Raw genomic sequence first — 19,163 nt, forward strand, 5'->3', positions numbered from 1 at the left:
TGTGACAGGGAATCACGAAACTTTGCAAGACTGCTAAAACGTGTTCAAGCTGCGCATGAATGAGGCTCTTTTGAGCCACACTCAGAAAATCGAGGGAGAGAGGCGATGACGAAGCCCATGCTGATCGTGAAGTTCGGCGGAAGTTCGATTGCCACGCCCGATCTGCGCAAGTGGGTCCAGTCCATCGAAAAGACCGGACGCCCGCTGGTCATCGTGCCGGGCGGCGGACCCTTCGCCAACACCGTGCGCCAGTTTCAGACCCGCATCGGCTATGACGCGGAAGCGGCCTACCGCATGACGCTGCTGGCCATGGAACAGTTCGGCCATGCGCTCGTGGCGCTTGGCGAAAAGCTGGTGCCGGCCCGCACGCTGGAAGCCATCGAATCCGCGCAGGCCCGTGGCCTCGTGCCGGTCTGGATGCCCTCCGACATGATCCTGTCGGGCCGCAACGCCGACGACACCTGGAGCGTCACGTCGGACAGCGTGGCCGCCTGGCTGGCCGCGCAGGTTCCCGGCTCGCCGCTCTGTCTCATCAAGCAGATCGATGTTCCCGCTGGCTCCAGCCTCCAGGCGATTTCGGCGGCCGGCGTGGTGGATGGCTGCTTCGTCGCTCTTCTTCACGGCTCGACTCGGGTCTATGTCGCTGGCCCGTCCGACCTTGCCATGTCTGGCCGCCGCTTCGCCGAAGGCGTTCTGCCCGGTCGCGAAGTCTCCTCCGAACAGCCGCACGGCGCGTTCGCGGAAGCCGCGCAGTAAATCTCGTCTTCCTTTTCCATGCTGATCGATCTCCCACGCGAAGCCGGCGACGTGCCGCCTATGCGCGCCCAACGCGCCCATGGTGAGGCACGCGCCACGTTCGGCCCCACGGGCCCGCGCAGCGAAACGCGGTTGCGGCACCTGCATCAGGCCGGCGCGCTCAAGCTGCGCTTTCCTCGCGTGGCTAAGGCCGAGGCGGTGCTGATCAATACGGCCGGTGGCCTGACGGGCGGTGACGCGCTGCGGCAGAGCTTCGAAGTGGAGCCAAGCGCCGCGCTGCGCGTGACGACGCAGGCCTGCGAGCGCATCTATCGCTCCACCGGGCCCGACGCCCGTGTCACGACGCGCCTGACCGTCGCGCCGAATGCGGCGCTGAGCTATCTCCCGCAGGAAACGATCCTGTTCGACGGCGGCCGGCTCAGCCGCAGTCTCGATGTAGACGCCGCCTTCAGCAGCCGGCTCCTTTTGTGCGAAAGCGTCGTTCTGGGGCGCCAGGCCATGGGCGAGAGCGTGACGACGGGCGCTTTGCGGGATCGCTGGCGTGTGCGCCGCGAGGGGCAACTCATCCTGGCCGACGATCTCAAGCTGGGTAGCGACATCGCCGAACTCACCGGCCGAAACGCTTCGCTCGGCGCGGCCCGCGCCTTTGCGACCGTGTTCTGGCAGGACGAGCGCGGAGAGGGCGTGCTGCCCGCCTTGCGCGAGGTGCTGGGGCCGGAGGGCGGCGCCAGTCATCTCGACGGGTTCGGCATGGCCCGCCTTGTCGCGCCCAGCTATTATGCGCTGCGAAAGCGGCTCGTGCCGGCGCTGGCGCTGCTTTCGCAGGTTGGCCTTCCCCGCGTATGGTCGCTCTGACGAACCGCTCGCCTCCGATTCGGCTGGAACAGAGTGCTCGGGACCATGGATAGGAGATCGCGTCGATGAACCTTACCCCTCGCGAAAAGGACAAGCTTCTGATCGCCATGGCCGCCATCGTGGCGCGCAAGCGTTTGGAGCGAGGCGTGAAGCTCAATCACCCCGAGGCCATCGCGCTGATCACGGATTTCGTGGTGGAAGGCGCGCGCGACGGGCGCTCGGTGGCCGATCTCATGGAAGCGGGCGCCCATGTCATCACTCGCGATCAGGTCATGGAAGGCATTGCCGAGATGATCCATGACGTGCAGGTCGAGGCGACCTTTCCCGACGGCACCAAGCTGGTAACGGTGCACGAGCCGATCCGCTAAGCGGTTCGAAGGTGCAGCGTTCGCTGGCTGGATAGGTTCAGATCGGGCGACGCGCCGCAGTGCCTGACGCGTTCATGGTCAGGGCGCTCTCAAAGCCGCCATCTGGCTGCCCGACGCTTGGGGAAGGAAGCGGAACGTGCCGGCGGCGCGGGAATAATAGGCCGGACCGCTGATGCCGTTCATCGTCACGGTGCGCACGCGGAATGGCTCCGATACGCCGGCCGGCGAGGCGAAGCCGAGGCCAGCGGTCAAAACCGTCACGATCATGGAAAGGGCTGCGATCCGCTTCATCGGGTTTCGAGGTCCTGTCTCGGGCGCGGCTCTCAGTCCTTCCGCTCCCTTTGCGCTGATCCTAGCGTGGGAGGATTTCTCTTCGGTGACGGCGCTCCATCGCATTTGAAACACTTGCCTGGATGGTCAATTGTCCGTTTTCGAGGCAAGGGCATCGCCTGCCTTTGACATTGGCGCGGCGCGCTTTCATGCTGTTCTCCAGACCGAAGCATCGCGTTCTTGCGGGGATGGAGCGTCCATGCGAAGGGCGATGCGGCGCGACCGAAACCGGGCGCCTGTCGACCAAACGAGGGACAAGACATGTTGAGACTGATCCTGCTGACCGCCGCCGCGCTCGGCACCGCCACGGCCCCCGCCTTCGCCCATCTGGACCCGGCCGCGCACGGCTCGTTCATGGCGGGCGTCAGCCATCCCTTGTTCGGGGCCGATCACATCCTCGCCATGGTGGCGGTGGGTCTCTGGGCCGCGCTGATCGGCGGCCGCGCTCGATGGCTGGTGCCTACGGCCTTTGTCGGCACCATGCTCGTCGGCTTCGCGCTTGCGCTCTCGGGCGTCTCGCTGCCCATGGTCGAACCCGCCATTCTCGCTTCCGTCGTGGCGCTGGGGCTCCTGGTCGCGCTCGCGGTGCGCCTGCCCGTGGCGCTGTCGGCCGTTGTGGTCGGCCTCTTCGCGCTGTTCCATGGCTATGCCCATGGCGGCGAACTGGGCGGCGCGGGTGCTGCGAGCTTCGCGATCGGCTTTGCGCTTTCCACCGCCGCGCTGCATGGCGCGGGTCTTCTTCTCGGCCGCGCGCTGGGTGGCGCGGGTCTCCTGCCGCGTCTTCTGGGCGGCGCCACGGCCCTCGGTGGCCTCGTTCTCATGGTGGGCTGATATGATCCCCGGCGAAATCATCGTAGCCGATGGCGACATCGTTCTGAATGCAGGGCGCGAGGCGATCGAGCTTCACGTCGCCAATACGGGCGACCGGCCGATCCAGGTCGGCTCGCACTATCATTTCGCCGAGACCAACGGCGCTCTGCGCTTCGACCGGGAAGCCGCGCGCGGCTACCGGCTCGACATCGCGGCCGGAACGGCCGTGCGCTTCGAGCCCGGCCAGTCGCGCGACGTGCGCCTCGTGCCGCTTTCGGGCGAGCGCCGCGTCTTTGGCTTCAATGGCCGGGTGCAGGGCGCGCTTTGAAGCGGACGACCTCAGCTCCAGAAACAGGAAAGGCGCCGCGAGGCGCCTTTTTCATGATGCCCTATCTCCGCCAGTCGCGGCCGGGACAGAGATGTCAGGCGGCGACCTCGTCGTAAAAGGCGCGTTTGGAGCGGTACATGCGCCGGTCCGCACGGGCCAGCAAACTTTCCATGGTCTCGCCCGGCATCCGCCAGGCCGCGCCGATGGAGAAGTTCAAGGGGGCAACGCCGCCGCTCGCATTCTCCGCTTCGACGCCGCGTGTGAGGGCGTCCAGAAGCTGGCCCCATTGCCCTTTCCCCGCACCCTGCACCAGAACCACGAACTCGTCCCCGCCCATGCGCGCCGAGCGGCAGCAGGCGGGCAGGCTGGTGGACAGAACGCGCCCCATCTTGCGGATGAGATCGTCGCCGGCCTTGTGGCCGAAATGGTCGTTCGCGTCCTTGAGGCCGTTCAGATCGATCACCGCGATCGCGACCGGCTCAGCACATGTTTCCAGCCGCTCCATTTCATCGGTCAGAAAGGTTCGGTTGAAGAGACCACTCAGCGGATCGTGGGTGCGGGCGAACTCCAGCTGCCGCCGCGCCTGCTCGCGGTCGGACACGTCCTCGACTGAGATCAGATACCGGCCCCAGCCGGTTTCATGGCCGGGAAGAAGACGCCCGTTATAGCTGACGTCGAAGGGCAGGCCCTTCACCGTGTAATTCCTGGTGACCAAGCTCGCGCGCAAGGCCCCGTCCCAAAGCTGGCAGATCACCTCGACGAAGGAGGCGATCTGATCCGGGCCGAAGATGACGCGGATATGGGCGAAGAGGTCCGCCTCGTCGGCGGCATCATAAAGGCGCAGCGTCTCGGCGTTGACGCTCACGATTCGAACGAGGGGAACGAGTTCCTCGACCCGCGCGGCATCCAGTGCCAGAAGGGCACGCAGATCGCGAATGCCGCCCGCGCGCCATTGATCGAGCCGCGCCTTCAGAAGGCTGAGATCCTGAACCCAAAGGGATGTCGGGGCGCAGTCGAAGATCGCCAGAATGTCGTCGGGGCTGAGACCGGGCGCTGGCGCAAGGGGAGGGGCTGCATCCTTCGTCATGATCCCCCTGCTACGTCCCGCTTTCTCGAACCCGTTTCGACATGGAGCGTGGCTCAACCTCCGGTCGGAGGCGAGATGCGCTTTAAGGGGATCATACACTCGAACGTATACCCGTTCGAGTGGATTCGATGCGCGCATAGATAGAGGGTTGGCGAAAGATGAAAAGGGCGCTGCCCAAGGCGGGGGCTGGCCGGTCGGGTGGCCAGCCCTCGTTCTTCGGTCAGTTGCCGTAGCGATCCGGCGTGGCGTTCGGGCCTTGGCGCAGCGCGCTGCGGATCGAGGGCAGATCGACGTTCACCTTGGGGATCGGGATGTTGTAGAGCGCGGCGGGACCAGTTCCGGCCGTGCTCTGGAACGTGCCGCCGCCCAGCGCCGAGCCGGTCGAATTGCCGATCGTGGAGGCCGCGCCGAGATTACCCGAACGCGCGGCGGCGTCCGCGTTGACGGAGTTGATCGTGGCCGAGCCGGCGGTCGCGCGCTGCTGGGTGGAGGTGCTGCTGGAGCCGACGCCGCCCGACGAGCCGAGCGAATTGGTGGCCCCGCCGAGGCTGGGCGTCGAGCTGCCGCCGCCGGCACTCGCTCCGGAGCTTCCTCCGATGCCGCCGCCTCCGATGCTCTGGGCATGGGCGGGAAGGGCGAAGGACAGACCGGCCGCAAGGGCGATCAGGGACCAGGAAAAAGAACGCATCGCGTGGCCTCGTTCGAAAGGTCGGGCAAAGCCCGGCGCGAAAAAGCGAATCGGACAATCCGATCCTTTGTCGAACAACAGCAAAGCCGCTTTCGCGTTCCCGCTCCAGCGCGGCAGCCCTCGCACTCTCGAGAAATGTCAAGTCTGGTAAACGCTTCCGCTCCTTCGTGACCTATCGGGGAGCCTTGCTGTTGGGCACGATGCGCGCCCGGCGCGGCGGCGAGATGGGCCGTGTCACCCCGCTCTTGTTGATCACCGAGCCGTCCGAGCGCGCGAAATCGCCGGCGCGGCTGGAATCCAGAGCGGGGCGCCCTTCGCCGGCGCGCAGGCGCGTCGAGCTGCCGTCCGCGTCCGGCTGTGGAATGCGCGGTGTCAGATAGGAATTGTCGTAGTCGCGCCCATAGGCGCGTTCCTCTACCGTATCCCCGAAGACGCGGGCGTTCGGGATGGCGAGCGGCGCGCGGGTTTTCGGCGCGCCGCCGATTCGCGCGCCCGACATAGAGGAGCCGACCGGCGTGCCCGGCGGGCCGGGGTCGAAGGGCTGCGCGAAAGCGCCTGAAGCGCTCAGAAGCGAGGCACACAGGGCGAGAACCGGAAGCGGTGCGGGGCGCGGAAAACGTGTCATGCTTCCAGAACGCGCAAATTGGCGAAAAGCTCAAGTTTCCCGCAGCCGGTGGCAGACAATCCGCCGCGATCCGCTTAATCTGCCGCAACGCGAAAGACGCCTCAGGAGTCCCGACCCATGCCCGCATCCATCAGTCGCTCCACCTATGCCGCGATGTACGGGCCGACCGTCGGCGACAAGGTGCGGCTGGCCGATACGGACCTTTTCATCGAGGTGGAGCGCGATCTCACCACCTATGGCGAAGAGGTGAAGTTCGGCGGCGGCAAGGTGATCCGCGACGGCATGGGCCAAAGCCAAGCGAGCCGAGCCGAAGGCGCGGTCGATACCGTCATCACCAATGCGCTGATCGTCGATCACTCCGGCATCTATAAGGCCGATGTGGGCCTTCGGGGCGGGCGCATCTACGCCATCGGCAAGGCCGGCAATCCGGACACGCAGCCGGGTGTCACGATCGTCGTCGGCCCCGGTACGGAGGCGATCGCGGGCGAAGGCAAGATCCTGACCGCCGGGGCCATCGACAGCCATATCCATTTCATCTGCCCGCAGCAGATCGAGGACGCCCTGTTCTCGGGCGTCACCTGCATGGTCGGCGGCGGCACGGGGCCGGCGCACGGCACGCTCGCCACCACCTGCACGCCCGGCCCCTGGCATCTGGCGCGCATGATCCAGTCGCTCGACGCTTTCCCCATGAACTTCGCGCTGGCCGGCAAGGGCAATGCCTCGCAGCCGGGTGCGCTGGTCGAGATGATCAAGGCCGGCGCGGCAGCGCTGAAGCTGCACGAGGACTGGGGCACGACCCCGGCCGCGATCGACTGCTGCCTGACGGTGGCCGACGAGCACGACGTGCAGGTGATGATCCACACCGACACGCTCAACGAGTCGGGCTTCGTGGAAGACACGGTCGGCGCCTTCCGGGGCCGCACGATCCACGCCTTCCACACGGAAGGGGCGGGCGGCGGCCACGCGCCCGACATCATCAAGGTCTGCGGCCTGCCGAACGTCCTGCCGGGCTCCACCAATCCGACCCGGCCTTACACGATCAACACGCTGGAAGAGCATCTGGACATGCTCATGGTGTGCCACCATCTCGACCCGTCCATCCCCGAGGATATCGCCTTCGCGGAATCGCGCATCCGCAAGGAGACGATCGCGGCCGAGGACATTCTCCACGATATCGGCGCCTTCTCGATCATCTCGTCGGACAGTCAGGCCATGGGCCGTGTCGGCGAGGTGATCATTCGCACCTTCCAGACCGCCGACAAGATGAAGAAGCAGCGCGGCCGCCTCTCCGGCGAGACCGGCGACAACGATAACCTGCGCGTGCGCCGCTATATCGCGAAGGTCACGATCAACCCGGCTCTGGCGCAGGGCATGGGCCGAGAGATCGGCTCAGTGGAAGTCGGCAAGCGCGCCGATCTCGTGCTCTGGGACACGGCTTTCTTCGGCGTGAAGCCCGCCATGGTGCTGCTCGGCGGCGCGATCGTCGCAGCCCCCATGGGCGATCCCAACGCCTCCATCCCGACGCCGCAGCCCGTGCATTATCGCCCGATGTTCGGTGCCTATGGCAAGGCGGTCGGCGCGTCCGGCGTCACCTTCGTATCAAGCGCCGCTATGGCGGACGGATTGCGCGAGAAGCTCGGCTGCGAGAAGACCTTCCTGCCCGTCGAGAACACGCGGGGCGGGCTGACCAAGGCCTCCATGATCCTCAACGATCTGACGCCCCATATCGAGGTCGATCCCGAGACCTACGAGGTGCGCGCCGATGGCGAGCTTCTGACCTGCGAACCCGCCAAGGTGCTGCCCATGGCGCAGCGCTACTTCCTGTTCTAACTCTTGGGGGGCCTGCCATGGCGCAGCCGAAGGAGAAGCAGGACATGGGGCCGGTGTTTCAGACAGGCGGAACGAGCCGGTCGCGTGCTGGCCGGCCGACGCTCTACGATCGCGATTTCTTTCTTTGGACGCGCCAGCAAGCTCAGCTCCTGCGAGAGCGGAGCGCGGATGCCTCCGGTCTCGACACAACAAGACTCGCCGAGGAAATCGAGGATTTGGGCTCGTCACAGCAAAGCGAGATCGAGAACCGGCTGTGCGTTCTCCTGGCTCATCTTCTGAAATGGCAGTTTCAGCCCTCGAAGCGCTCCAATAGCTGGCGGGCGACCATCGCCGAACAGCGGATGCGGATCGCGCGCCGTCTGCGCCAAAGTCCGAGTCTGCGATCCTATCCGGCCGAGGTTCTGGACGAGGAATATGCTCTGGCCCGTTTGAACGCGGTCGCAGAGACGAACATGGCTTTGGAGACCTTTCCGCTTTCCTGTCCGTTCGGGATCGACGACATTCTCGATCCGGACTTTTTCCCTGGGGTCGATTGACCTTTCGCCGTCAAAAGTAGCGAGTTCATCTGCGTGATCGAGGCCAATAGCATCATCGAACGCGGCGCCTTTATCGGGGAGGCCGCCGACACCATCACGCTGGACGAGGCGCAGCGTCATCGCCGCCGCATGGCGATGGTCAGCGACCATGGCATCGCCTTCCTGCTCGACCTCGCCGAAGCGCGCCTTCTGCGCGAGGGCGACGCCATCACCCTGTCGGACGGGCGTTATGTCGTGGTGCGGGCCAAGCCGGAGGAGCTTTACGCGATCGAGGGGCGCGACGCCGTGCATCTCCTGACGCTCGCCTGGCAGCTCGGGAACCGGCATCTGCCCTGCCAGATCGAGGCCAAACGCATCCTGGTGCGGCGCGACCATGTGATCCGCGACATGCTCCTGGAACTCGGCGCGCATATCCATGAGGTCGAAGCGGCCTTCGATCCGGTCGGCGGCGCCTATGCGACGCCGGGCGCAACGCCCCATTCGCATGGGCATACACACGGCCATGACCATACCCACTCCCATGGCTGAGGGTGACGGGCGAGGTGGGTCGGGCGAGGGCTCGGAAGGGCTCGCCGCGCTGGCGCGCCTCCTCACCTGGACTTCGCCGGCCTTCCCGATCGGGGCCTTCGCCTATTCGCATGGGCTGGAAGCCGCCATCGCGCACGGACAGGTGCGGGATGGCGACGCGCTCTTCACTTGGGTCGAGACGCTGCTGCTCCATGGCAGCGGCTGGAATGATCTCGTGTTTCTAGCTGGAGCGCACCGCTTGCGCGGACCGAATGCGGGCACCGACTGGACCGATTTAACCGAACTCGCCCGCGCCTCCGCCGGCTCGGCCGAGCGCCGCCGCGAAACGCTCGACCTTGGCCGCGCCTTCGCGGAAGCCGCCGCGCCTTGGGGGGCGGAGCCGGAAGGGGAGGCAACTGCCTATCCCGTGGTGTTCGGCGCGCTGGCCGCGCGCGAGGGCGTCTCGCTGCGCCCGGCGCTTCTAGCCTTCGCCCATGCCTTCGCCGCCAATCTCGTCGGCGTCGCCGTCCGCCTCGTGCCCCTCGGCCAGCGCGAAGGCGTGCGCGTCATGCGGCGGCTGGAACCCGTGTTCGAGCTGGCCACGCAGAAGGCGGCTATTTCGACCCTGGACGATCTCGGCTCGGCCACGATCCTCTCCGACATCGCGGCGCTGCGCCACGAAACCCTGCAACCGAGACTGTTCCTGACATGAGCGATCTGACCCCGACCCCCGGCCTCGCCCCCCGCCGCCGCAACGGCCCGCTTCGCGTCGGCATCGGCGGCCCGGTCGGCTCCGGCAAGACGACGCTCTGCGAAAAGATTTGCCTGGCCGCGCGCGACCAATGGTCGATCGCCGTCGTCACCAACGACATATACACGACCGAGGATGCCGAGGCGCTGGTGCGTCGGCAGGCGCTGTCGGCCGATCGCATCCTGGGCGTCGAGACGGGCGGTTGCCCGCACACGGCCATCCGCGAGGACGCCTCGCTGAACCTTCGCGCCATCGCGACGCTGAACGCACGCCATCCGGACCTCGATCTCATCCTCGTGGAATCGGGCGGCGACAATCTTGCCGCGACCTTCTCGCCCGATCTGGTCGATCTCTCGATCTACGTGATTTCCGTCTGCCAGGGCGACGATATTCCGCGCAAGGGCGGGCCGGCGATCACGCGCTCCGACCTTCTCGTCGTCAACAAGACCGATCTCGCCCCTCATGTCGGGGCCGATCTGGAGCGCATGAAGGTGGACGCCGCCAAGGGGCGCGGCGCGCTGCCTTTCGTCTTTGCCGACCTCTCGCGCCGCGAGGGCCTCGCCGCCATTCTGGACTTCCTCGCCCGCACCGGCGGCCTCCAGCCGCTGCGTGAGGCCGCATGAGCCGGCTTTTCCTGAAAGACCCGCTCGCCGTTCTGGAGCCGGCCGCCGCCGGCGGCATCGTGGTGGAAGACGGGCGCATCGCCGAACTCGTGCCCTCGGGCGGCGCGCCCGCCGCCCCGGTGGACGAGGTGTTCGACTGTTCGCGCCACGTCGTCCTGCCCGGCCTTGTCAACACGCACCATCATTTCTACCAGACGCTGACGCGCGCTCACCCAGAGGCGATCGACAAGGAACTCTTCCCCTGGCTCCAGGCGCTCTACCCGATCTGGGCGCGGCTCGATGAAGACAGCTTTCGCCAGTCCGTCCGTCTCGCGCTGACCGAGCTTTTGCTGTCGGGCTGCACCACGGCCGCCGATCACCATTACCTCTTCCCCAAAGGGCTGGAGCGGGCGATCGATATCGAGGCCGAAGAGGCCCGCACGCTGGGCATCCGCGTGACGCTGACGCGCGGCTCGATGAACCTCAGCCAGAAAGACGGCGGTCTGCCGCCCGATAGCGTGGTGCAGGACGAGGACGACATCCTCGCCGATTCCGAGCGCTTGTTGAATGGGCTGCATGATCGCTCGGACGGCGCCATGGTGCAGATCGCGCTCGCGCCCTGCTCGCCCTTTTCCGTCACCAAGAGCCTGATGCAGCAAAGCGCCGCGCTGGCCGAGCGCTTCGACTGCCGGCTTCACACGCATCTCGGCGAAACCGAAGACGAGAACCGCTTCTGCGAAGCCCGCTTTCAGTGCCGCCCGGTGGATTACTTGGAAGAGGTCGGCTGGATGGGGCCGCGCACCTGGCTGGCGCATGGCATCCATTTCACCTCGGAGGAATGCCGGCGGCTCGGCGCGCACAAGGTCGGCGTCTGCCATTGCCCGACCTCCAACGCCGTGCTCGCCTCGGGCTTTTGCCTCGTCTCCGAACTGGAAGCGGCGGGCAGCCCGGTCGGGCTCGGCGTCGACGGCTCGGCCTCCAACGATGGCTCCAATCTGATGGAAGGCGTGCGCCACGCCCTCATGCTCGGTCGGTTGCGCACCGGCTCGGCCTCGGCGGTCACGGCGCGCGACGCCTTGCGCTATGCGACATCGGGCTCGGCCGCCTGCCTCGGGCGTGCCGATATCGGCCGCATCGCGCCGGGGCTCCAGGCCGATCTGGCGCTCTTTACGCTGGACGATCTGCGCTTTTCCGGCGCGCATGATCCGATCGCGGCGCTGGTTCTCTGCGGCGCGACGCGGGCGGATCGGGTCATGGTGGCGGGGCGCTGGCGCGTTCTCGACGGGCAGCCGGTCGGCGTCGATATCGCCAAGCTGCGCGCGGAGCACGGCGCGGCGGCGCGCCGCTTCGCCTGACGCGGTATTGGACAGAATGTCGCAGGTCGTCTAATCGCTGGATCATCCGCCGCAATCGGATGGTCTCGTCAGTTGCGAGCCTATCGGCTTGCGGCGGCCTGCCAACCACAAGCGAGGCGCGCGATGAGCGACGACGATTACATCCATGACGAGGCGACGGGCGAATGGCGCCCGGCCTCCGAAATGGCGACCACGGCCAGCGCCCGAACGCAAGTGCGGGACGCGGCCGGCAATGTCCTGGCCGATGGCGACAGCGTGTCGCTGATCAAGGATCTGAAGGTAAAGGGCGCGGGTCAGACCCTGAAACAGGGCACGGTGATCCGCTCGATCCGCCTGACCGACAACCCCGAAGAGATCGACTGCCGCCACGAGAGCATCAAGGGCCTCGTCCTGCGCACCGAGTTCGTGCGCAAGCGCGGCTGATCGGGCAGCGGCGGCGCTTGCGAGAGCGCCGTCCCTCTCTTGCAAAAGCGCGTGCACCCTGAAAAGGGAAGCCCTTCCAGAGCCGGAAGGAACGCGCCTTTGACCCAGAACGAAGCGACCCCGAACGCCGCCTCCATCAGGCCGGCCGCCGTCATCTTCGACATGGACGGGCTCCTGTTCGACAGCGAGGTCCTCAGCCGCGACGCCTTTCTGGCGGCTTCGTCCGAGATCGGCCATGTTGCCACGCATGACGACTTCCTCGTCATGGTCGGCCGCCCCTGGACGATCAACCGGGTCTATCTGCAAGACGTCTTCGGTAAGGCGCAGGACATCGAAGCCTTCGGCTCGGTCTGGCGGCGGTATTACGTGGCCTTGAAGGCGGGTCTGGCGCTGAAGGCTGGCGTCGTGGAACTCCTCGACCACCTCGACGCGCTGAAGATCCCGCGCGCCATCTGCACATCGTCCCCGCATGAGGACGTCACCTTCAATCTGGCGCTGCATGGTCTGGCATCGCGCTTCGATGCGGTGATCGCGAGCGGCGACTATGCCAAGGGCAAGCCCGCGCCCGATCCGTTCCTGCGCGCGGCGGAAGTCCTGGGCGTCGATCCCGCCGCGTGTCTGGCGCTGGAGGATTCGCATAATGGCGTCCGCGCGGCGGCGGCTGCCGGGATGCGCACGGTGATGATCCCCGACCTGCTGCCCGCGACCGACGAAATCCGCGCACTCTGCCGGATGGTGGCAGTCGATCTGCACGAGGTCCGCGCGCACTTGGCGGCTTGAGACCTCGAGAGACGGCTCGTGTGATCTCTCGAAAACAAAAGGCGGCGCGCGAGACCATCGCGTGCCGCCTTTTTCATGCCCCGTCGAGCGACCTATTGTTTCGGCAGCGCGTAGGCGATCACCGAATCGCCCCGCTTGGTGCCGAGTGAGCCGTGGCCGCCGGCGATGACCAGCAGATACTGCCGCCCGTCCGCGCCGCGATAGGTCATGGGCGTCGACTGGCCGCCGGCCGGCAGGCGCGAGCGCCAGAGTTCCTTGCCTGATGTCACGTCGTAGCCGCGCACGTAATAGTCCAGCGTACCCGACAGGAAGGCGACGCCGCCCGCCGTCATGATCGGCCCGCCGAGATTGGGCACGCCCATCTCGAAGGGGATCATCGGGAAGGGCGCGGCATCGCGCACCGTGCCGTTCTTGTGCATCCAGACCGTCTCGCCCGTGGTCAGATCGACGCCCGCGACATTGCCCCAGGGCGGGGCCTGACAGGGCAGGCCGAGCACGGAGGTGAAGGGGCGCAGGTTGATCGCATAGGGCGCGCCGAAATTCTCGTTTAGCGCCGGCAGCGCGCCTTCGGGCTTTTGCTGGTTCACCACCAGCGTTTCGTCCTTGGGGCGCGGAACGAGCGTGGACAGGAAGGCGAGATGCGCGGGTGTTCCGAACAGGACGGCGCGCTGCGGATCGACTGCCACCGAGCCCCAGTTGAAGACGCCGAAATTGCCCGGATAGATGATCGATCCCTGAAGCGAAGGCGGGGTGAAGCGGCCGTCATAGCGATAGGAATGGAAGGCGATGCGGCACAGGAGCTGATCGAACATGGTCGCGCCCCACATGTCCTTTTCGCGCAGCGCCTTCGGATCGAAGCTCGCCTGCGAGACCGGCTGCGTCGGCGCCGTATGGTCGGGCGCGACCGCGCCGCCCGGCGCGCGCTTCTCGGTGACGGGCAGAACCGGCTGGCCCGTGCGCCGATCGAGCACGAAGAGTTCGCCCTGCTTGGTCGGCTGGACCAGCGCGGGGATTGTCTCGCCATTGATCGGCAGATCGATCAGGCTCGCCTGCGCCGGCACGTCATAATCCCAGAGATCGTGATGCACGGTCTGGAAGTGCCAGCGGGCCTGACCGGTGCGGATGTCGAGCGCAACCACGGCGGAGGAATAGCGCTCCACGTTTTCCGAGCGATTGGCGCCCCACTGGTCCGGCGGCTGGTTGCCGAGCGGCACATAGACGAGGCCGAGCTGCGGGTCGGCGCTCATGATCGACCAGGAATTGGGCGAGTTCGGCGTATAGGTCTGCCCTTCCGGCAGGGGCGCCGTCTCGTTCGGATTGCCCGAATCCCAGTTCCAGACGAGCTGGCCGGTCGAAATGTCGAAGGCGCGGATGACGCCCGAGGCTTCGGCGGTCGAGACGTTGTCCAGCACCGTGCCGCCGACCACCACGAGATTGTCCATCACGATGGGCGGCGAGGTGGAGTAGTAGGAGCCCGGATTGACGTTGGGCATGCTGGTCCAGAGATCGATCTGACCGTCGCCGCCGCCGAAATTCGAGCAGACATGGCCGGTTTCCGGATCAAGCGCGATGAGGCGCGCGTCAGCCGTCGGCATGAAGAGCTTGGCGTCGCAGACCGCCGTCTCGGCGCTGGCGGTGGCCACCGGCAGGCCTGGGTCGGCCGCGCCGCCCTCCTGACGCGCGGGCGCGCCCTCTGTCGGCGCGCCGGACTGTCCACGCTCCTGCGGCGCGGTGAGGCCGCCTTGGGCGGACAGCTCGGAGGCTGTGCCAGCCGGCGCGTTCGGGTTCTCGGCCGTGGCCTGTGTTGGGGCGGGCTGCGCGTCGGCGGCGGGCGCGGCGCCCGGCGGCTGATAGGCGAGGCCCCGGCAGGTCAGATGCTGGAGCGCGAGTTCGCCTTGAATGCGCGGATCGTAGCGCCAGACCTCTTCGCCGGTCGTCGCGTTCAGCGCGATGACGCTTTGATGCGGCGTGCAGAGATAGAGCCGCTCGCCGATCTTGAGCGGCGTCACCTCGAACGTGGTTTCCTTCGGGTCGCCCGGCTGGGGCTTGTCGCCCGTGTGGAATTGCCAGGCTTCTTCCAGATCGGAGACATTGGCGGGCGTGATATCGGCAAGCGGCGACCATCGCTGCCCGCCTTGCGTGCGCCCATAGGCCTGCCATTCGCCGGCCGGAATGCCCTGCGCATCGCCCGCGACGCGGGTGCGCACGCCCGGCAACTCGCCTTCCGTCCGGTGCAGATCGACGAACCAGGAGGTGGCCGCGACCGCGACGGCCACGACGAGCGAACCCGACAGCATCGCGCCTGTGCCGCGTAGGGCAGAGGGTGCGGTGGGATGGCGGCCATCCAGCGCGTCCGCCACCGAGCGTCGGCCAAGCTCGCGCGTCACGACGGGCAGGAGCAGGAGCGCGCCCAGAATAAACACGACGTCACCGCGCGCCGCCAGCGGCCACCAATCGAAGCCGACTTCGTAAAGCGCCCAGATCAGCGTGCCGACGACGAGCGCGGCATAGACCGCGAGGGCCTCCGGCTTGCGCCGGTAGAGAAGAAGCGCGGTGACGAGGAAGAGAACGGAGGCGATGACGTAATAGGCCGACCCGCCATGCGTCAGCAGCCAGACGCCGCCAGCAAGCAGCGCCGCACCGCAAAGGGCGAGGATGATGGCCATGGCCAGAATGAAGGGGGGAGGCGTGCGGCCGGGCATGGCGGTTCCTTCGCGGCGACGATGCGAGCCAAATGTCGCGCCGCGAGGGGCCTTCAAGGCGAAAACACAGGAGAGATGACGATAAGAGCGTTAATTGTTCGGCCCCTTACCTCGACGCGCTCGGTCGCATTCAAACGACCGCGATGCGTGTGCCGCCAAACTCGCTGTGCTGGTGCTGAAGGCAAAGCTTGTTGACGATGGCAATCGTTGCCGCTGCGATGCCAATGCCGGCGATAATGTCGGCGAGGTAATGGCCGGCATGTGAAACGGCCGAAACCGTCATGAGAATGTTGAGCAGAAGGAAGGGATAGCGCAGCGGACGGATGGGCCACATGGCCCATGCGCAAAGCATCGCTACGGCGGCATGCACCGATGGAAACGTCAGGATGCCCATCATCCGCGCCATTGAGAAGACGAAGGCTGGGTCGTTACGAACCGCGTGAAACTGCTCCAGGAAGGCGAACCCGAAATGCGCATTGATGTGCGTGAGGGATTCCGCTGTGCTGCCGTAAGACGTGTAAGTTCCCAGGGCTGGATACCAGACGGAGATCAGGCTGGAGGCGAAGCACAAAACGCCATAGCTGGTCACCATCGCATAAGCCCGTGCCGGTTGCGAGAAAACGGCGAGCAGAACCGGCACGAGAACCAATTGCAAGGCGAAGCTTTGGTAGGCTTGTAAAAGAGCCTCCGCCAGAAGCCAGCGAGCATCGACGAAACGGATGAGGCCGTTCCAGTCGAAGCCGAGGGTCGCGTCCATGCGGGCCAGCGCCTCGTCCGCGAGGAGATGGTCGGCGCCCATCGCGATATAGGTCGAGATGCCGACCGGCACCGTCAGAAGAAGACCGCACATCACGCAATCCAGAGCGACGCGCAGCATCTCCATCCGCTGACGGATCGCGTAGAGGACGACACCGCAGGCAAGCGGGAGTCCGATCCCGTAAACTTCGGCCAGTTCCCTGTAATCGACCGCAAGGCCACAAAGCCAGGCGAGGGGAAAGACGATGAGATGCGAGAGAGCCGTCAGTCCATAAAGCAATCGACGGGGACTTGTCGTAGCCATGCCAACACCGAATCGAACGCGCCAGGATTGTGGTTACGTTCGCATGCGGCTGTGAAGAAGGCCTCAACACAAGATATTGAAAAGATAAGCTATTGTCGGCTTTTGGGTGCGGGTTGGACCTGATTATCCGCGATCCTGATGATATGGATCGGGAGTCATAACACTCAAGGCGGGTGCGAAATGCCGGATGTTGGAAAGGCGCGATGGCCATCGCATCCGGCCTCAGGTCTGATCGAAACCTGTCGCCTGTTCCGGTCAGTCCCGCCGGGTTCGAGAGCCCGTGATCTATTCTGCCTCGATGCGCACGGGCTCGGGCAGGAAGAACTCCACGAGATTGCTGCCCGTGCCGCCCCGGTCCACCACGAGGAAGTCGGACATGTCCTCCAGCGAGATCAGCGGATGGTGCCAGGTGCCCTTGGCATAGGAGACGCCCTGCTTGCCGCTCGCCAGAAAGGCCACCGGCTCGCCCGGCTGGCCGCCCTCGTCGGGCGCGACTACCACGAGATAGGGGCGGGCGTCGAGGGGCATGAAGGCCTGGCTGCCGAGCGGGTGGCGCTCCAGCATGGAAATGTCCAGCGGCAGCGCGAAGGGCTTGCCCCGGAAGATCGAGATCAAGGCATGGCCGCCGCCCGACGCCACGTCCACCGGCGCGATGTCGTGGAAGCGGGTCGTCGTGCCATTGTTGATGAGGCGGATTTCGGTCGCATTGTCGGGCTCGATCACCTCGCCGAAGGGGCGGAAGCTGTCGGCGTCGAGCGGGCGGGGCGTCAGGCGCTTCATGAAAAGACTTACTCTCCAAGGATCGCGGTGATGCGCAGGCGGGCGATCTTCTCGACCTCGCGGCAGGCGGTGGCCAATTCCGTGGCCGGGTCGTTCTCCACCCGCGCCTCGAAGGCGCGAAGGATCGCGTGTTTGTCGAGGCCCCGGACGGCGATGATGAAGGGGAAGCCGAAGCGACCGACATAGCGCGCGTTCAGCTCGGTGAAGCGCGTGAGTTCGTCCGGCGTCAGCTGGTCGAGCCCGGCCGAGGCCTGCTCGGCCGAGGATTCGGCCGTGAGACCGCCGGCGAGCGCCAGGCGGCCGGCCAGATCGGGATGGGCGCGCAGAACCGTGAGCCGCTCGGCTTCGCTGGCGCGCCGGAAGGCGACCGCGAAGGCGGCCGAGAGTCCCTGCGCCGTGTCATGCGCCTGACCGATGCCGCGCTCCAGCACGCGCTCGGCCAGATAGGGCGAATGCTCGAACACGCCGCCGAACATGCGCAGGAAAATGTCGCGCTCCAGCCGGCTCGGCTGGATGGAGGGCTTGTAGGGGAAATGCTCGCGCCAGTGCTTGGCGATGTCGGCGCGCGTGGCGACCCAGACATCGGGCTTCGAGCCGATATAGTCGAGGAAGCGGGCCAGCGCCTGCGCCCGGCCCGGGCGGCCGACGAGCCGGCAATGCAGGCCGATGTTCAGCATCTTGGCCTGACCCTTCTCCCCTTCCTCGTAGAGGCAGTCGAAGGCGTCCTTCAGATAGGTGTAGAACTGCTCGCCCGTGTTGAAGCCCTGGGGCGTGGCAAAGCGCATGTCATTGGAATCGAGCGTATAGGGCAGGATGAGCAGCGGTTTGGTGCGCGTTTCCTGCCAATAGGGCAGATCGTCCGCATAGGCGTCGGAGGCGTAGAGGAAGTCGCGCTCGGCGGCGAGTTCCAGCGTGTGCTGCGAGGAGCGGCCGGTGTACCAGCCGAGGGGCTTTTCGCCCGTCACCGCCTCATGAAGCTCAAGCGCCTCGTCCATATCGGCGCGCTCGGCCTCGATCGTGTGGTCGCGGTAGTCGATCCATTTCAACCCGTGCGAGGCGATCTCCCAGCCGGCTTCCTGCATGGCGGCCACCTGCTCGGGGCTGCGCTCCAGGGCGCTCGCGACGCCATAGACCGTGACGGGAAGGCTGCGCTCGGTGAACATGCGCCAGAGCCGCCAGAAGCCCGCCCTCGCGCCATATTCGTAGATCGATTCCATGTTCATGTGGCGAAGGCCCGGCCAGGGGGCCGCGCCGACGATCTCCGACAGAAAGGCTTCGGAGGCCTTGTCGCCATGGATGATCGCGTTCTCGCCACCTTCCTCGTAGTTCACCACGAACTGCACGCAGATCTTGGCCGAGCCCGCGCCGCTGGGGTTGGGCCAGCGCGGATCGGGCGCCCGGCGGCCATATCCAAGCATGTCGCGGGGATAGGAAGTCGTCATGGCGCTTGGTCTCCGGGAACATGAGGTCGCTTCTGCGATACGACGATCGCACGGCAATTTCCATGCCGCCGTTTTTTCGGCTTCTTACATTGGAGGCGTTCGAAGGCTGGACGAGCATGGGCGAACCGGTGCAGACTACCTGACCGGATGGTCAAAACCAAAGGTTCCTCGATTCATGGCAGCCAATGACGCGCCGGCCGGCCGGCTGACGACGCATGTCCTCGATACGGCGCGCGGTGTGCCCGCAAGCGGGCTCGAGCTCGTTCTCCACCGGGTGGAAGGCGATCGGCGCGAGCTGGTGGTGGAAACCCGCACCAATGCGGACGGGCGCTGCGACAAGCCGCTGCTGGAGGGCGAGACCTGCCGCTTCGGCGTCTATGAGCTGACCTTCTTCTGCGGCCCGTATTTCGACCGCTCCGGGCTTCAGCTGACGGAGCCGAAATTCCTGGACGACGTGGTGATCCGCTTCGGCGTGGCGGAGGCCAAGCACTATCATGTGCCTCTGCTGATCTCGCCCTTTGGCTATTCCACCTATCGCGGGAGCTGAA

The 19,163-nt window shown here is 66.2% G+C and carries 22 protein-coding genes; 14 read left to right on the forward strand and 8 right to left on the reverse strand.

Going from position 1 to position 19,163, the window contains the following annotated elements:
• The first annotated feature begins 105 nt into the window (after positions 1-105).
• The 3 genes from AUL28_RS15340 (at position 106) to AUL28_RS15350 (ending at position 1,979) form a co-directional block, all read left to right on the forward strand.
• Positions 106-756 carry an amino acid kinase family protein gene (locus AUL28_RS15340; RefSeq protein ID WP_062234197.1) on the forward strand — a complete coding sequence of 217 codons (651 nt, stop codon included), beginning with the start codon at positions 106-108 and terminating at the stop codon, positions 754-756.
• Positions 757-774: 18 nt separating this feature from the next.
• On the forward strand, positions 775-1,611 hold the full coding sequence (locus tag AUL28_RS15345) for an urease accessory protein UreD (protein ID WP_082640496.1): 837 nt from the start codon (positions 775-777) through the stop codon (positions 1,609-1,611).
• Positions 1,612-1,676: 65 nt separating this feature from the next.
• A complete protein-coding gene (locus tag AUL28_RS15350; RefSeq protein WP_019998062.1) occupies positions 1,677-1,979 on the forward strand; it encodes an urease subunit gamma in 303 nt (100 codons plus the stop codon).
• Between the two features lie 78 nt (positions 1,980-2,057).
• Here the strand turns inward: AUL28_RS15350 and AUL28_RS15355 are convergent, their stop codons facing one another.
• Positions 2,058-2,270: a hypothetical protein gene (locus tag AUL28_RS15355; RefSeq protein WP_062234198.1), complete on the reverse strand. Its 213-nt coding sequence runs from the start codon at positions 2,268-2,270 to the stop codon at positions 2,058-2,060.
• Positions 2,271-2,570: 300 nt separating this feature from the next.
• Between AUL28_RS15355 and AUL28_RS15360 the strand changes: the two genes are divergently transcribed.
• Together AUL28_RS15360 and AUL28_RS15365 are read left to right on the forward strand one after the other, a co-directional pair.
• Positions 2,571-3,140, forward strand: coding sequence for a HupE/UreJ family protein (locus AUL28_RS15360; RefSeq protein ID WP_062234200.1), 570 nt, complete (start codon positions 2,571-2,573; stop codon positions 3,138-3,140).
• A 1-nt stretch (position 3,141) separates the two neighbouring features.
• On the forward strand, positions 3,142-3,447 hold the full coding sequence (locus tag AUL28_RS15365) for an urease subunit beta (protein ID WP_062218497.1): 306 nt from the start codon (positions 3,142-3,144) through the stop codon (positions 3,445-3,447).
• Between the two features lie 94 nt (positions 3,448-3,541).
• Here the strand turns inward: AUL28_RS15365 and AUL28_RS15370 are convergent, their stop codons facing one another.
• From AUL28_RS15370 to AUL28_RS15380, 3 genes are all read right to left on the reverse strand, one after another.
• Positions 3,542-4,534 (reverse strand): GGDEF domain-containing protein, encoded by a 993-nt coding sequence (locus tag AUL28_RS15370; protein WP_062234203.1) that lies wholly within the window; start codon positions 4,532-4,534, stop codon positions 3,542-3,544.
• A gap of 220 nt (positions 4,535-4,754) precedes the next feature.
• Positions 4,755-5,222 carry a hypothetical protein gene (locus tag AUL28_RS22735; protein WP_153003813.1) on the reverse strand — a complete coding sequence of 156 codons (468 nt, stop codon included), beginning with the start codon at positions 5,220-5,222 and terminating at the stop codon, positions 4,755-4,757.
• A 172-nt stretch (positions 5,223-5,394) separates the two neighbouring features.
• The gene (locus AUL28_RS15380) at positions 5,395-5,847 is read right to left on the reverse strand and encodes a hypothetical protein (RefSeq protein ID WP_062234207.1); all 453 of its coding nucleotides are present in this window, start codon (positions 5,845-5,847) and stop codon (positions 5,395-5,397) included.
• Positions 5,848-5,964: 117 nt separating this feature from the next.
• On the opposite strand from AUL28_RS15380, the gene ureC reads away from it, so the two are divergent.
• The 8 genes from ureC (at position 5,965) to AUL28_RS15420 (ending at position 12,631) form a co-directional block, all read left to right on the forward strand.
• A complete protein-coding gene (gene ureC, locus AUL28_RS15385) occupies positions 5,965-7,677 on the forward strand; it encodes an urease subunit alpha (protein ID WP_062234209.1) in 1,713 nt (570 codons plus the stop codon).
• Positions 7,678-7,694: 17 nt separating this feature from the next.
• Entirely contained in the window at positions 7,695-8,213 is a 519-nt protein-coding gene (locus AUL28_RS15390) for a DUF29 domain-containing protein (RefSeq protein WP_244493536.1), read from the forward strand.
• Positions 8,214-8,246: 33 nt separating this feature from the next.
• Positions 8,247-8,741: an urease accessory protein UreE gene (locus AUL28_RS15395; RefSeq protein ID WP_062218488.1), complete on the forward strand. Its 495-nt coding sequence runs from the start codon at positions 8,247-8,249 to the stop codon at positions 8,739-8,741.
• On the forward strand, positions 8,716-9,432 hold the full coding sequence (locus AUL28_RS15400) for an urease accessory protein UreF (RefSeq protein WP_244493537.1): 717 nt from the start codon (positions 8,716-8,718) through the stop codon (positions 9,430-9,432). The genes AUL28_RS15395 and AUL28_RS15400 overlap by 26 nt, the downstream gene beginning before the upstream one ends.
• Positions 9,429-10,094, forward strand: a complete 666-nt coding sequence (gene ureG / locus AUL28_RS15405; protein WP_062234216.1) for an urease accessory protein UreG — start codon at positions 9,429-9,431, stop codon at positions 10,092-10,094. The genes AUL28_RS15400 and ureG overlap by 4 nt, the downstream gene beginning before the upstream one ends.
• Positions 10,091-11,428, forward strand: coding sequence for an 8-oxoguanine deaminase (locus tag AUL28_RS15410; protein WP_062234217.1), 1,338 nt, complete (start codon positions 10,091-10,093; stop codon positions 11,426-11,428). Before ureG ends, AUL28_RS15410 begins: the two co-directional genes overlap by 4 nt.
• Positions 11,429-11,551: 123 nt before the next feature.
• The gene (locus AUL28_RS15415; protein WP_062234220.1) at positions 11,552-11,851 is read left to right on the forward strand and encodes an alkylphosphonate utilization protein; all 300 of its coding nucleotides are present in this window, start codon (positions 11,552-11,554) and stop codon (positions 11,849-11,851) included.
• Between the two features lie 99 nt (positions 11,852-11,950).
• Positions 11,951-12,631 (forward strand): HAD family hydrolase, encoded by a 681-nt coding sequence (locus AUL28_RS15420; protein WP_082640499.1) that lies wholly within the window; start codon positions 11,951-11,953, stop codon positions 12,629-12,631.
• A gap of 92 nt (positions 12,632-12,723) precedes the next feature.
• On the opposite strand, the gene AUL28_RS15425 is transcribed toward AUL28_RS15420, so the two are convergent.
• The 4 genes from AUL28_RS15425 to puuE form a co-directional block, all read right to left on the reverse strand.
• Positions 12,724-15,333, reverse strand: a complete 2,610-nt coding sequence (locus AUL28_RS15425) for a membrane-bound PQQ-dependent dehydrogenase, glucose/quinate/shikimate family (protein WP_082640500.1) — start codon at positions 15,331-15,333, stop codon at positions 12,724-12,726.
• Positions 15,334-15,463: 130 nt separating this feature from the next.
• Positions 15,464-16,393 carry a phosphatase PAP2 family protein gene (locus tag AUL28_RS15430; RefSeq protein WP_082640501.1) on the reverse strand — a complete coding sequence of 310 codons (930 nt, stop codon included), beginning with the start codon at positions 16,391-16,393 and terminating at the stop codon, positions 15,464-15,466.
• 285 nt (positions 16,394-16,678) lie between these two features.
• Entirely contained in the window at positions 16,679-17,173 is a 495-nt protein-coding gene (locus AUL28_RS15435; RefSeq protein WP_058601331.1) for an ureidoglycolate lyase, read from the reverse strand.
• A gap of 8 nt (positions 17,174-17,181) precedes the next feature.
• A complete protein-coding gene (gene puuE / locus AUL28_RS15440) occupies positions 17,182-18,615 on the reverse strand; it encodes an allantoinase PuuE (RefSeq protein ID WP_062234224.1) in 1,434 nt (477 codons plus the stop codon).
• A 175-nt stretch (positions 18,616-18,790) separates the two neighbouring features.
• Here puuE and uraH point away from each other — a divergent pair, with 175 nt between their 5' ends.
• Positions 18,791-19,162 (forward strand): hydroxyisourate hydrolase, encoded by a 372-nt coding sequence (gene uraH / locus AUL28_RS15445; protein ID WP_058635148.1) that lies wholly within the window; start codon positions 18,791-18,793, stop codon positions 19,160-19,162.
• Position 19,163 lies beyond the last annotated feature (1 nt).

This window comes from Aureimonas sp. N4, assembly GCF_001463925.1.
Lineage (GTDB): Bacteria > Pseudomonadota > Alphaproteobacteria > Rhizobiales > Rhizobiaceae > Aureimonas > Aureimonas ureilytica_A.